Here is a 12,604-nt window from a genome sequence, read left to right on the forward strand (position 1 = left end):
TGCCGTACGTGAGCGAACAGAGCTCGGTGCTGTTCCGGGACGGCCGTGGCGACGGATTCAGTCCGTGCCGCAGATCCGCAGGCCCTTGGGCGTCGCGCACGGCAGGTGTCCATGCGTACGGACGACGTCCTGGCCGCTGCCCCGGCTGAGGTAGCCGAGGAAGCCGGAGGCGAGGGAGTCGGCGGGTGGGCGGCCGTAGGTGTAGGCGTACTCGATCTCGCGGAACGGGTACGCGGTCGAGTCGATCGTGTCGACGGACGGTGCCGTGCCGTCGATGGCGATCTGGTGCAGCCCGTTCAGGTCCTTGCCGTTGCGCAGTTCGCTGTAGCCGATCGCGCCGTCGAGCTCGGCGACCCTGGGCAGAACCTGTTCGGTGCTGTCGAGCTCGCAGCGGATCACGCGGGCCTGGGCGTCGTCCTTGGTGACGCAGTCGCGGGAGGACTGGGCCGGCTCGTTCCTGCCCAGGACCCGGCGCTGGAACACCTCCCGGGTGCCGGAGTTGGCGTCCCTGCTGACCAGAAGGATCCTCAGATCGGGTCCGCCGAGTTCCTTCCAGTTGAGGATCTCGCCGCGGTATATCTTCCGGATGGCGTCGAGGCTGAGGTTGCGCACCGGTACACGGTCGTTGACGACCAGGTGGAAGAGCGAGACGGCGACGCGGGTCTCGCGCAGTTCCGTGTAGCCGTCGGGCTTCGGGCCGTCGGAGAAGGCGATGAGGGCGGGCGAGCCGGAGTTGCCCGCCTCGGCGCCGTCGCTGTCGAGCTGCCGTATGCCGGCGTTGCTGCCGTGCGGGTCCACGTCGATCGTGGCGCCCTCGCACTTGTCCTCGAACTTCTGGGCCACCTCCTCCAGGACCGGCCCGAACGCCGTGGAACCGGTGACGGTCAGCGTGCCCGGGGCGCACTCGATCGGCGGCGGGGTGTCGTCCCGTACGAGGATGATCGCGGCGAGCGTGACGACGCAGACGGTCAGCGCCACGGTGATGAGCCGGGCGGCAGGGCCGAACAGCGGGGGCTTCTCGTCGGGGCGGGCCGCCTTGTTCGTCGCGACCTTGCCGTCCCTGATGCCCCCGGTGATCTTGATCGGGCTGCCCACGTGCGAGCCGGTGAGCAGGACCAGGAGCTTGAAGTGTTCGTTGCGGTTGAGGGGGACGCGCGGCAGCCGGATGAGGGAGCCGCTGTGCCGCATGCCGGCCGCCGGGGTGAAGTGCTCCATCAGATGGTCGGCGCCCGCCGAGTGGGTGACGGCGATGCCGCGGACGGTACGACCGGTGAACTCGGCTGTCAGCCCGTGGAGTTGCTCACCACGCCCGGTGTAGTCGTCCTGGGCGATGGACTGCGATCCGTCGTTCTCTATGCGCAGCAGGACGAGTGTGGCATCGGACATCTCCGCGGTCTCGCTGAAGAGGCCGAGGCGCACATTGGCGCGGCCCGGGCTGACGCCGCTGCCGATCGGGGTATCCATCTGGACGCGGTAGCCGATGCGCTTGCGGCGCGGGACACGGCGTTCGTACCAGAGCACGCCCACGGACGCGAGGACCCCCAGTACGGCGGTGAGCACGGCCACGACGTTCTCGGGACTGAACCACTCCACGGTCTCCTCGCCCCTCCCTCGTGGGTGCGGTGTGCCGGTTCGCGCCACCGTACGACCGGGGGCAGGGTGGCGGGCGGGTGGCCGGATTCCTTCCGGAGAAGTTCGTCTCGCGTTCAACCGGCTGGAAGTCCGGGGCAGTTGGCCGGGCCGTCTCGAGCGCGGGCAATCCTGGTCTAGACCTTGACAGGTCCAGACCATCGGCGGTTGAGTGTCGGTCACCCCCCATGGCGGCGCACGCTCATCGCCGGCGCCGCGCCGAAGGAGTGATCACGTGATCAAACGTGTCATGAGCCTGCTGACCGCACTGAGTGCGGTCGTCGCGGCCCTCGTCTTCCTCCCCGCCTCCACTGCCTCGGCAGCGGCCTGCGCCCCGGCCTGGAACTCCTCGTCCGTGTACTGGGGCGGCGGATCGGCCTCGTACAACGGGCACAACTGGTCCGCGAAGTGGTGGACCCAGAACGAGATCCCCGGCACGGTCGACGTCTGGGCCGACCAGGGCAGCTGCGGCGGCGGTACGGACCCGGGTCAGCCGAACCCCTCCGGATTCGTCGTCAGTGAGGCCCAGTTCAACCAGATGTTCCCGGGCCGGAACTCGTTCTACACGTACAGCGGCCTGACGGCGGCGCTGAGCGCCTACCCGGGCTTCGCCAACACGGGCAGCGACACGGTCAAGAAGCAGGAGGCGGCGGCGTTCCTCGCCAACGTCAGCCACGAGACCGGCGGTCTGGTCCACATCGTGGAGCAGAACACGGCCAACTACCCCCACTACTGCGACAGCAGCCAGTCCTACGGCTGCCCGGCAGGCCAGGCCGCCTACTACGGCCGCGGCCCGATCCAGCTCAGCTGGAACTTCAACTACAAGGCCGCGGGTGACGCGCTCGGCATCGACCTGCTCGGCAACCCGTGGCAGGTGGAGCAGAACGCCTCCGTGGCCTGGAAGACCGGTCTCTGGTACTGGAACACCCAGAGCGGCCCCGGCACGATGACGCCCCACAACGCCATCGTCAACGGCCGCGGATTCGGCGAGACGATCCGCTCGATCAACGGCAGCATCGAGTGCAACGGCGGCAACCCCGCCCAGGTCCAGAGCCGTATCGACAAGTACCAGGCGTTCGTCCAGATCCTCGGCACGACCCCCGGTGGGAACCTGAGCTGCTGACGTTCGTTGCCCCCACCTGAACGGGGGGCGTGCCCGGCCACGGCCGGGTGCGCCCCCCGATTCGGTTTCCGGGGCCGGCGGTTGGCAGGATCACGCACCATGACACCGGACAGCAGCACACCGCCCGCGAGCACCGGGTGGGCCCGGCTCGCCCTGATCGACAGCGTCCTCGCTCTGCCCTTCCCGGCGGGGGAGGAGAGCGAGGACAGCGGCGTACGCAGCAGCGAGCCCCGGACACCACCTTCTGATCCTGCGGGCGAGCCAGGACTTCTGGGACGACCGGTCCCCCGAGCTGGTCGAGCCGGCCGAGCAGGAGATCGAGGCCGAATTCAGCTCCGTCGCCACCGTGTTGACGGATCGGTGGGGCGAGCCGGAGACCGTTGACCTGTGGCCGTATCTGGACATGGGCGGTCCGGCCCCGGAGCCGATGGGGCAGCTCTGCAATCTGGCCGGCAGCATGCAGGTCTGGCGCCTTCCGCCGGGCGGGCGGAAGAGCGAGCGCAACGGCGAGCGCCAGGGCGGGCGGAGCGAGCGGTGGCTGGGTCTGACCGTGGGTCAGGCCGACCCCGAATTTCCCATCTGGCTGCTCGCCGCCGTGGGCGAGGCCGGGACACTGCCCGGATGAGGAGCGGGCGGAGTCAGAGCAGCGCCGGCTTCACGGACATCAGCAGGTGCTGGTGCTGATGTGCGTCCTCGTCGCCTCCGGTGATCAAGGCGCGCTGGCCGGGCCCCATCAGACTCATCCGGACCGTCGGCTCCTCCAGGGAGGACAGGGCATCCACGAGGTAGGCGGGGTTGAAGGCCACGGTCATCTCCTCGGCGCCCTCCAGCGTGGCCGGCAGCCGCTGCGAGGCAACATCGTCCTCGTAGCCCGCCTGCAGCAGCACCGAACCGTCCGGTGCCGAGAAGGTCATCTGCAGCGGGCTGCCGCCGTCCGCCACCACGGAGACGCGCTTCACCGCCTCCACCAGCCGGGCGCGGTCCGTCACCGCGAGCGCAGGCTCCGACAGCGCGAACAGCTTGTCGTGGCGCGGCAGCCGGCCGTCCAGGAGGCGCACCGTCGTACGCATCCCGGCGTGCTCGAAGCCGACCGAACCCGCGTCCACAGCGACGCTGACCAGACCCGACCGGCCCATCGACCGGGCGATCTCGGTCAGTCTGCGGGCCGACACCACGACATCGGCGGTGACGTCCGGCGCCGTCGCCTTCCAGGGCAGCGTGCGCACCGCGAAGCGGTACCGGTCGGTGGCCGCCAGGGTCATCGTGGAGCCGTCGAGCCCGAGCCGGACCCCGGTGAGTGTCGGCAGGGTGTCGTCCCGCCCCGCGGCGACGCTCACCTGGGCGACGGCCGCGGCGAACGCGGCGGCGTCCACCGCGCCGCGGACCTCGGGCAGCGGCGGCAGCGCGGGGTAGTCGTCGAGCGGCAGCAACGAGAGCCCGAACCGGGCGCCGTCCCCGGTCACCGTGAACCGCGAGCCCTCCACCGCGCACTCCACGGGTCCGTCGGGGAGCACCTTGCAGATGTCGAGCAGCCGTCGGCCCATGACCAGCGCCTTCCCGGTCCGTACGGTCCGTGCCCCCACCTCGATGCGCGCGGAGGCCTCGAAGTCCAGCCCGCAGACGCTCAGCCGGCCGTCGGTCACTTCGAGAAGCAGGCCACCGAGGACGGGAACGGGTGACCGCGTCGGCAGTACACGGGCAGCCCAGGTCACGGCATCGGCCAGTGCCCCACGCTCGATGCTGAACTCCATGGCAGGGGGCCTCTCGTCCGGTGTACGACACGGTCGGGAAACACGCTATGCGCCGCCACTGACAATCACCGGTGGACGACGACAGCGACCACCCCCGTGGGCCGCTGCCGCCACGCCTCCGGGCGTCCCCCGACGCCCTTCGACAATCCCCCGGATCCAGGACGCCCTTGACGTCCCCCGACGTCCCCCGGACGTCCCGGAACACCTCTCGGACTCTAGGCGGGCAGGGCAGTGGAACGGGAGCTTCAATCCGCACTGTGAGGGCCTCGCGGGGGTATCAGACCGCACAGCCGAACCGGTACTCTGCACTCCGGTTTTCGGGTACGAGCGGGGGATGCGTGCGCGGGTGGGAACGGGCCGACGACGTACTGCGGATGTACCGGGCGGCCCGGACAGGCGGATCGTCGGAACTGCTGCGCTGGCTGGCGCAGCGCGCCGGGGGCTGGGCCGGACTGCTCGACGGTGACGGCACGGTGCTCCAGGCCGTGGCCCGGACCTCCGAGCGGCCCGGCCAGGAGGCTGCCGCCCTCGCGGCCGAGGCCGCGAAAGAGCTCAAGTCCCGGGGCGCCCGCGCCTATTCGCTCGACGCGGACCGGTGCACCGCGCTGGTGCTCCCCCTCGACGGGCCGCCGGAGGACCGCGCCCCGGTTCTCGCCGTCGTCGCCCCCCGGCCGCTGCCCGGCGGGCTGTCCACGCTGCTCGCCGACGCGATGATGCCCCTGACGCTGGCCTGGGCGGCGGAGACCCTCGAACGCAGACGGCGCCGGGTCGACCTCGCGGAGTCCCGGGGCCGCGAGGCGGTGCTGCATCTGCTCATGACCGGTCAGCTCTCCATCGCACACCAGGTGGCAGGGGCACTGCGGCCGAAACTCCCCGACCCCGTGCGGGTCTGTGTCGTCGAGTGTTCGGGCGGACAGCGGAACGAGGTGGCGCGCATATGCGCGGACGCCTCGGGCGGCAGGACCTGGATCGTCCGGTGCCCGGTGTACGCACGTCATCTGATCCTCGTCATGCCGGCGGACCCGGAATCGGAAGCGGAACCGGAGGCGGCGAAGGGCGGTGCCGCACTCGACCGGACCGTCGCCGAGCTGGTGGACGACTGCGTCGTGGGCGTCAGCGAGGAAGTGCAGCTCTCCGACACGGCGACGGGGTACCGGCAGGCCTTCCACGCCCTTGCCGTGGCCCGAGGACTGCCCGGCCGGCACGCCCGGTTCGGCTCCTCGCCGGAACCCGCCCTGGTCGTCGGCAGCGCGGGCACGCAGTGGGCCGACGCGCTGCTCGCGCCGCTGCTCGCCTATCTGCCACGCCGCTCGCAGGACCCGGGCAGCCAGGAACTGGCGGCGACCGTCGCGTCCTGGCTGGCGTTCTCCTCGCACGCCACCCAGCACCTGAAGATCCACCGCAACACCCTCACCGCCCGGCTCAAGCTGATCGGCGAACTGCTCGGCCTGGATCTGAACCGGGTCGCGGACCAGGCGGCCCTGGACCTCGCCCTCTGCATCAGGGCCACCCCCGCCCTCATCCGGCCAGGCCGCCCGGGCGGGCGGGCTTCCGGGACTGCCGGGAACCTCGACGAGATCCTGCGCAGTCCCGCCGTCCAGGACTGGGCGTCCCATCAGCTGAGCCTCCTCGCGCCGGCCGGCCCCACGGCCGGGGAGACCCTGCGTACGTGGCTGCGGTGCGAGGCCCAACTGGGCCCGACCGCAGCGGAGCTGGGCATCTCCGTACCCGGGGCGCGCAAGCGCCTGACCCGGCTGGAAGCCGTGATCGGCCGCTCGCTGCTCCAGACCCCGAGCGCGCGCCACGACCTGTGGCTGGCGTTCAGGGCGGTCGACCTGACGGCGGGAGAGCCGGACCGGGCGGGTGCCGGGCCCGGCCCCTGATCAGCCCGACTTCGTGTACGTGAGGCTCTCGCCCGTGTCTGCGATCTCGCGGCGCAGGGTGCCGTCGGGCAGCAGCGTCAGGACGGTGGACCTGCCCGGGGTGCACGACGTCATCGGTTCGCCGACGGTGACCGTGGACGGACCGATGCTGACCGGGGAGCCGGAGGAGGGCTCGCTCTGAAGGGGTGCCTGGAAGACACAGTGGTACGAGCCTCCGGTGTCGAGCGGGCCGTCGGCGGTGAGGGACAGCACGGTGTCGCCGACTTCGCCCTGCTCGATGACGAGTTGACGGGTGGACTGTCCCGAACCGCTGTCGATGGTGCCGGACCAGGTGCCCAGATAGCCGGTGGGAATGGTGCCCTCGCCGCTCTTCTCGTCCGTCGAGGGGCTGGGGTCCGCGGCGGAGGGGGAGAGGGACCGGGACGGGCCGGCCGTGGGGGTGGGCGTCGGAGACGTCGTGGTGTGTCCGTCGCCGTCCTTCATGAACGCGTACACCGACCAGCCCACTCCTACCGCGACGAGCAGGGCGACCGCGACCAGCAGCACGGTCGAGCCCGCGGAGCGGCGGCGCTCCGGTTCGGGAGCGGGAAGGGGTGCGAGGAAGTGGGGCGGGCCGTAGGGGGGAGTCGGGCCGTACCCGGGCGTGGGGCCGTAGCCGGTGCCGTACCCCGGTGCGGCCTGTTGCGGGTAGCCGTAGGAAGGAGGCCGGGGTGTCTGCGGCGGTGCGGGCGGGCCGACCATCGTGGGCAGCGTGTGTACGGGGCCGGGTGGGAGCGGGGGTGCCTGTGCCTGGCTGGGTGGGAGCGGGGGCGCCTGTGCCTGGCCGGGCGGCAATTGGGGAGCCTGTGCCTGGCCGGTCGGGCGCTGGGGTGCGGGTGGGGTGGCCGGGGGTGCCGGTGACACCGGGCTGGCCGGGGAAGGTGCAGGGCCCTCTTCCGGGTCCTCGGAATCGAGCAGCTCCACAGCGTGCCGGCCGAGTTGGGCGATCAGCGCACCGGGCAGCCACGGTTCCCCGGTCTCGGGCCCGCCCAGCCGCTCCAGGACACTGTCGGTGGAGGGCCGCGCGGCCGGGTCCTTGGCCAGGCAGTCCTGGATGAGCTCGACCAGGTCCACGGGGACACCGGTGAGATCCGGGTCCTCCTGCGCGATCCGGAACATCAGGGCGTGGACCCCGCTGTCCGCCGCGCCGAACGGGAGCCGGCCGGTGGACGCGTACGCGAGCACGGAACCGAGACAGAACACATCGCACGCCGAACTCACGCGTTCGCCCCGCACCTGCTCGGGCGCCATGAAACCGGGGGAGCCGATCAGCGCACCCGTGCGGGTCAGGCCGCCGTCGGTGACGGTATCCAGCGCCCGGGCTATGCCGAAGTCGATGACGCGCGGACCGTCGATCGTCATCAGGACGTTGGAGGGCTTCAGGTCGCGGTGGATCAGTCCGGCGCGGTGGATGTCCTGCAGGGCGCTCGCGAGCCCGGCGCCCAGGATGCGGACGGATCGTGCGGGCAGCGGACCGTACGCCCCCGAGGCGGTCACCGGGGTGCCCGGCCGGCCGGAGACGATGCGCTGGAGCGACGGGCCGGCGACGTAACCGGTGGCGACCCAGGGCACCGCAGCGTCGATGTCGGCGTCGAGCACCGGCGCGGTCCAGGCGCCGCCGACCCGGCGGGCGGCCTGCACCTCCTGCCGGAAGCGGTCGCGGAACTGCTGCTGTTCGGCCAGATCGGGCCGGACCAGCTTGATGGCGACGGTACGGCCCCGCTCGGAGCGGGCCAGGAACACCTGTCCCATGCCCCCGGCGCCGAGGCGTCCCAGCAGCCGGTAGGCGCCGATGCGTAGTGGATCGCCGGAGCCCAGCTTCTCCATGGTGCGCTTCCTCCCCCGTGCGGTCATGGCAGACCGTGCTTGAGGATAGCGGCGCCCACCACCCCCCTGCCCAGGACCCGTTCCGCTCTCAGCCCTCAGGCGGGGGCGAGGCCGCCCCGGAGGCCACCGCCGTCACCGCTTCAGACAGCCGCTCCAGCACCCGTACGGTCTGCGCGAACTCCTCCTCGCCCAGCTCCTCGGCCAGCCGCCCGGCGAACTCCGCGTGAGCGGGGCCGATCCGGCTCACTGCCGCGCGCCCCTCGTCGGTGGGCCTGACGAGCTTGGCCCGCCGGTGGGCCGGATTCGGCACGTACTCCGCGAGGCCCCTGGCCACCAGCAGATCCGCGATCCGCTGCACGCTCTGCCGGGTGATCCCCATCGACCGGGCGATCCCCGACACCGGGAGCGGCTCGTCCAGGACGGCGCCGAGGACCTGCCACCACGCCGCGGTGAGTCCGGAGGGCCTCGCCAGCTCCTCCGCCACGGACAGGAACTGCCCGTTGAGCCTGAACACCCCGATGGCCGTCCGGCTGAACCGGTCCTGATTCTCGCTGCTCATCCCTGGAGCACCTCGTACGCGCTCGCGTCGGAGTCGTGGAACAGCCGGTACCACGCGTCCAGTTTCTTCGGCTCGTACACCCCGAGCAGTCCGAAGATCTCGCGGGCGAAGGCCACGGGCTCGGTCGGCCCGGCCGTGACGAGCGCGCCGTGCGAGGCACCGCCGGTATCCGTCACCGCGTCGGCGTCGATGTAGTGCGAGCCGCCCGCGTACCCCGTCGCCGCGAGATAGAAGGAGACGGCACTCGTGTGGGCGCGGTCGTCGAGCAGCCCCTCGCGGGCCAGCCCTGCCGTCGCCCCGCAGATCGCCGCAACGGGCACCCCCGCGTCCAGGAAGGTGCGGGCCCTGCGCGCGAAGGGGGCAAGTGTGTCGCCGGTGTCCCAGAGGCCGGCGCCGGTGAGGATGAGCAGTGCGCTGTCCTCGGGGCGCAGGTCATCGAGTGCGAGGTCGGGCCGGATGCGCATGCCGCCCATGGTGGTGACGGGGTCGGTGGTGGCTCCGACGGTGTGCACGGTGTGGCCGTTCTGGGCGAGGTGGGCCGTGGCGAAGCCCGGCTCCCAGTCGGCGAAGGTGTCGTAGACGGCCAGGTGAACGCTCGTGCTGGTCATGATGACCTCCGAAAGGGAATGAGGAACCCTCGTGGAACCCTTATGACAGAAGGCTGTCATGACGACAGCATGTTGTCAATTGTTCGAGGCCGGGGCGCGGGCCCGACCAGGACCCGACATCCTGCCGAGCCGGGCGCCCCACGCCATACACAGTGGCCATGGAGCACGGTCACCGCGTCTCCTACGCTCACCGCCATGACCCCTCACGCCCCTCGCGCCCCCTACGTCGACTCCGCCGCCGGTGCGGCCGTGAAGGCCGCCGACCGCGCGCATGTGTTCCACTCCTGGTCCGCCCAGGGCCTGATCGACCCGCTCGCCGTCGCCGGCGCCGAGGGGGCGTACTTCTGGGACTACGACGGCAACCGCTACCTGGACTTCACCAGCGGCCTCGTCTTCACCAACATCGGCTACCAGCACCCCGCCGTCGTCGCCGCGATCCAGGAACAGGCAGGCAGACTCACCACCTTCGCCCCCGCGTTCGCCATCGAGGCGCGCTCCGAGGCCGCACGCCTCATCGCCGCGCGCACCCCCGGCGACCTGGACAAGATCTTCTTCACCAACGGCGGTGCCGAGGCCGTCGAGAACGCCGTCCGCATGGCCCGGCTGCACACCGGCCGCACGAAGGTGCTCTCCGCCTACCGCTCGTACCACGGCGCCACCTCCACCGCGATCAACCTCACCGGCGACCCGCGCCGTTGGGCGTCCGACAACGGCTCGGCGGGTGTCGTCCGGTTCTGGGCGCCGTTCCTCTACCGCTCGCCCTTCTACGCGCAGACGGAGGCCGAGGAGTGCGCCCGCGCACTGCAACACCTCGAGGACACCCTCGCGTTCGAGGGCCCGTCCACCGTCGCCGCGGTCATCCTGGAGACCATCCCCGGCACGGCGGGCATCATGACGCCGCCGCCCGGCTATCTCGCGGGCGTCCGTGAGATCTGCGACCGGTACGGGATCGTCTTCGTCCTCGACGAGGTGATGGCCGGCTTCGGGCGCACCGGGAAGTGGTTCGCCGCCGACCACTACGACGTCGTGCCGGACCTGATGACGTTCGCGAAGGGCGTCAACTCCGGTTATGTGCCGCTCGGTGGCGTCGCGATCAGCGCCGAGATCGCCGCCACCTTCGAGACGCGGCCCTATCCCGGCGGACTCACCTACTCCGGTCACCCGCTGGCCTGCGCAGCGGCCGTCGCGACGATCAACGTCATGGAGGAGGAGAAGGTCGTCGAGAGCGCCGCCCACCTCGGTGAGCACATCCTGGGCCCCGGTCTGCGCGAGCTCGCCGAACGCCACCCGTCGGTCGGCGAGGTCCGCGGCCTCGGCGCCTTCTGGTCGCTGGAGCTGGTCCGCAACAAGGAGACCCGCGAACCGCTGGTTCCGTACAACGCGACCGGCGAGGCCAACGCGCCCATGGCTGCCTTCGGTGCGGCCTGCAAGAAGAACGGCCTGTGGCCCTTCATCAACATGAACCGCACCCACGCGGTCCCCGCCTGCAATGTCACCGAGGCCGAGGCGAAGGAAGGCCTCGCCGCCCTGGACGCGGCCCTCGCGGTCGCCGACGAGCACACCGTGCAGCCGAGTGCGCACCGGGCACCCATGTAGGAGACACCGAACGGGACGCCGCCCCCGGGCCCGGATCCGGGCGCGGGCCCTGGCTTAAGGTGACCGGAGCCGAGAACCGGGAGGGGGCGTCATGAGTGCGAGCGGAGGTGTCACCCGCAGCACGCTGCGACAGCAGATCACCGACGCGCTGCGTGACGAGGTGCTTGCGGGGCGTCTCCAGCCGGGGCTGGAGTTCACCGTCAAGCAGATCGCCGAGCAGTACGGAGTGTCCGCGACGCCCGTCCGCGAGGCGCTCTTCGACCTCTCCGCGCAAGGGCTGCTCGAATCCGATCAGCACCGGGGCTTCCGGGTGCGCCGGTTCACCGTCGCCGACTACCGCTCGATGGTGGAGGCGCGCGCCCTCGTCATAGACGGGGTGTTCCGGAGGATCTTCGACGGTACGGGCTCGGCGCCGGGGGTCCTGGGCGCCCACCATGACGCCCTGGTCTCCGTACGCCGCAGGGCCGAGGAGGCCGCGCGGGCGGCACGCTGCGGCGACCTCGACATCCTCATCGGATACGACCTGCGGTTCTGGCGGGAGCTGGGCGCGGTTGTCGGAAACACCTACATCACCGACTTCCTGCACCGGCTGCGGGTGCAGGCGTGGGTCTTCGCCGTCCCCTACCTGCGGGGGGACGCCGATGTGCGGGACTGGTTGTGGAACGGCCACCAGGAGCTGGTGGAAGCGATCATCGCCGCTGACGGCGATGCGGTACGCGCGGTGCTCGACGCCTACTACGCGCACGGGATGAAGTGGGCGGACCGGCTGGCCGCGGACGACCCGCCGCACCCGGCCCGGGGCAGGGGCTGACCCGGGCACTGTGCGTAGGGTTCCGGCCGCATTACGCTGTTCCGACCATCGCAAGAACCCGTTGGAGAGCGAGAATTCGTGGCCTGTGACCTGTGGCTGGTTCCCCTCGTCGATGTGCTGTGCCACAGCCCCGACAATCCGTTCGCCGAAGAGATCGCCATCTACGACAAGGCGCTGAGCGAGGCGGGGCTGCCCCCCGTTCCCGTCTACGCCTACATGCCCGGTCTCACGGGGGACGTCGCCCCGGTCGCGGGCTTCGACTACGACGCGCTGCACTTCCTGCGGCGCGCCTATCTGCTCCAGCTGAGCGGGCTCGCCGTCACCCCCATCGATGAACTGGGCGGGGACTACGAGCAGCTGCTGGAGATGTTCGAGCAGAGCGCACAGCAGTCGCATCTGGTCTGGCACTACGACCATGCCGGGGCGTACGTCCCGGTGGACTTCTCCGCTCCGCTCTCCGACGACCAGCTTCTGGAGGGCGGTGGCCCGCTGGGCTCCTCGCACGGGCTGCTGCGCGAACTGGAGTCCGTCGCCCCGTCCATCGGTATCGACCCGGCCAATCCGCCGGCCGCACCGCTTCCGCCTTCCGGCCCGACCTCGCTGGAGGAGCCGGCCGGCCCGATTCCGTACGACGAGAGCCCGTTCGCACGCGAGCGTCACGTCTGGCTGGGCCTGCACGCGGCGGCGACACGCAGCCTCGCGCAGGGCTCAATGATCATCTTCAGCTGACCGGCCGGCCGTGAGCCGCTCCGGAGATCCGGCGGAGCGGCTCCGGAGG

General features: G+C 71.3%; 11 protein-coding genes. 6 read left to right on the forward strand and 5 right to left on the reverse strand.

The genetic code is table 11. The features are described 5' to 3' along the window. Positions 1–57: 57 nt before the first annotated feature. A complete protein-coding gene (locus ACFWBQ_RS10365) occupies positions 58–1,593 on the reverse strand; it encodes a substrate-binding domain-containing protein (RefSeq protein WP_385486202.1) in 1,536 nt (511 codons plus the stop codon). A gap of 271 nt (positions 1,594–1,864) precedes the next feature. Here ACFWBQ_RS10365 and ACFWBQ_RS10370 point away from each other — a divergent pair, with 271 nt between their 5' ends. Continuing rightward, positions 1,865–2,752 carry a glycoside hydrolase family 19 protein gene (locus ACFWBQ_RS10370; protein WP_385486204.1) on the forward strand — a complete coding sequence of 296 codons (888 nt, stop codon included), beginning with the start codon at positions 1,865–1,867 and terminating at the stop codon, positions 2,750–2,752. Positions 2,753–3,098: 346 nt separating this feature from the next. Beyond that, positions 3,099–3,377, forward strand: coding sequence for a hypothetical protein (locus ACFWBQ_RS10375; protein ID WP_385486206.1), 279 nt, complete (start codon positions 3,099–3,101; stop codon positions 3,375–3,377). A gap of 13 nt (positions 3,378–3,390) precedes the next feature. Here ACFWBQ_RS10375 and dnaN read toward each other — a convergent pair whose 3' ends face one another. Further along, positions 3,391–4,503, reverse strand: a complete 1,113-nt coding sequence (gene dnaN, locus ACFWBQ_RS10380; RefSeq protein WP_385486208.1) for a DNA polymerase III subunit beta — start codon at positions 4,501–4,503, stop codon at positions 3,391–3,393. A 374-nt stretch (positions 4,504–4,877) separates the two neighbouring features. On the opposite strand from dnaN, the gene ACFWBQ_RS10385 reads away from it, so the two are divergent. Continuing rightward, complete coding sequence (locus tag ACFWBQ_RS10385; protein WP_385486487.1) at positions 4,878–6,386, forward strand: helix-turn-helix domain-containing protein; 1,509 nt, start codon at positions 4,878–4,880, stop codon at positions 6,384–6,386. Here the strand turns inward: ACFWBQ_RS10385 and ACFWBQ_RS10390 are convergent, their stop codons facing one another. The 3 genes from ACFWBQ_RS10390 to ACFWBQ_RS10400 all read right to left on the reverse strand — a co-directional run bounded on the left by ACFWBQ_RS10390 (position 6,387) and on the right by ACFWBQ_RS10400 (position 9,419). Beyond that, entirely contained in the window at positions 6,387–8,252 is a 1,866-nt protein-coding gene (locus ACFWBQ_RS10390; protein ID WP_385486210.1) for a serine/threonine-protein kinase, read from the reverse strand. An 88-nt stretch (positions 8,253–8,340) separates the two neighbouring features. Beyond that, positions 8,341–8,811 carry a MarR family winged helix-turn-helix transcriptional regulator gene (locus ACFWBQ_RS10395; RefSeq protein WP_385486212.1) on the reverse strand — a complete coding sequence of 157 codons (471 nt, stop codon included), beginning with the start codon at positions 8,809–8,811 and terminating at the stop codon, positions 8,341–8,343. Continuing rightward, entirely contained in the window at positions 8,808–9,419 is a 612-nt protein-coding gene (locus ACFWBQ_RS10400) for a DJ-1/PfpI family protein (RefSeq protein WP_385486214.1), read from the reverse strand. Before ACFWBQ_RS10400 ends, ACFWBQ_RS10395 begins: the two co-directional genes overlap by 4 nt. A gap of 195 nt (positions 9,420–9,614) precedes the next feature. On the opposite strand from ACFWBQ_RS10400, the gene ACFWBQ_RS10405 reads away from it, so the two are divergent. The 3 genes from ACFWBQ_RS10405 to ACFWBQ_RS10415 all read left to right on the forward strand — a co-directional run bounded on the left by ACFWBQ_RS10405 (position 9,615) and on the right by ACFWBQ_RS10415 (position 12,555). Beyond that, the gene (locus tag ACFWBQ_RS10405; protein WP_385486216.1) at positions 9,615–11,015 is read left to right on the forward strand and encodes an aspartate aminotransferase family protein; all 1,401 of its coding nucleotides are present in this window, start codon (positions 9,615–9,617) and stop codon (positions 11,013–11,015) included. A gap of 91 nt (positions 11,016–11,106) precedes the next feature. Further along, the gene (locus ACFWBQ_RS10410; protein ID WP_385486218.1) at positions 11,107–11,826 is read left to right on the forward strand and encodes a GntR family transcriptional regulator; all 720 of its coding nucleotides are present in this window, start codon (positions 11,107–11,109) and stop codon (positions 11,824–11,826) included. A gap of 78 nt (positions 11,827–11,904) precedes the next feature. Then, entirely contained in the window at positions 11,905–12,555 is a 651-nt protein-coding gene (locus tag ACFWBQ_RS10415) for a hypothetical protein (RefSeq protein WP_385486220.1), read from the forward strand. Positions 12,556–12,604: the final 49 nt, after the last annotated feature.

It is taken from the genome of Streptomyces sp. NPDC060035 (assembly GCF_042736635.1).
In the GTDB taxonomy this organism is placed as follows: Bacteria; Actinomycetota; Actinomycetes; order Streptomycetales; family Streptomycetaceae; genus Streptomyces.

What these genes read in the sequence shown, in the direction of transcription:
- dnaN (WP_385486208.1), bottom strand. Translation starts at nt 4,503, where the DNA reads ATGGAGTTCAGCATCGAGCGTGGGGCACTGGCCGATGCCGTGACCTGG.
- ACFWBQ_RS10385 (WP_385486487.1), top strand. Translation starts at nt 4,878, where the DNA reads ATGTACCGGGCGGCCCGGACAGGCGGATCGTCGGAACTGCTGCGCTGG.
- ACFWBQ_RS10390 (WP_385486210.1), bottom strand. Translation starts at nt 8,252, where the DNA reads ATGGAGAAGCTGGGCTCCGGCGATCCACTACGCATCGGCGCCTACCGG.
- ACFWBQ_RS10395 (WP_385486212.1), bottom strand. Translation starts at nt 8,811, where the DNA reads ATGAGCAGCGAGAATCAGGACCGGTTCAGCCGGACGGCCATCGGGGTG.
- ACFWBQ_RS10400 (WP_385486214.1), bottom strand. Translation starts at nt 9,419, where the DNA reads ATGACCAGCACGAGCGTTCACCTGGCCGTCTACGACACCTTCGCCGAC.
- ACFWBQ_RS10405 (WP_385486216.1), top strand. Translation starts at nt 9,615, where the DNA reads ATGACCCCTCACGCCCCTCGCGCCCCCTACGTCGACTCCGCCGCCGGT.
- ACFWBQ_RS10410 (WP_385486218.1), top strand. Translation starts at nt 11,107, where the DNA reads ATGAGTGCGAGCGGAGGTGTCACCCGCAGCACGCTGCGACAGCAGATC.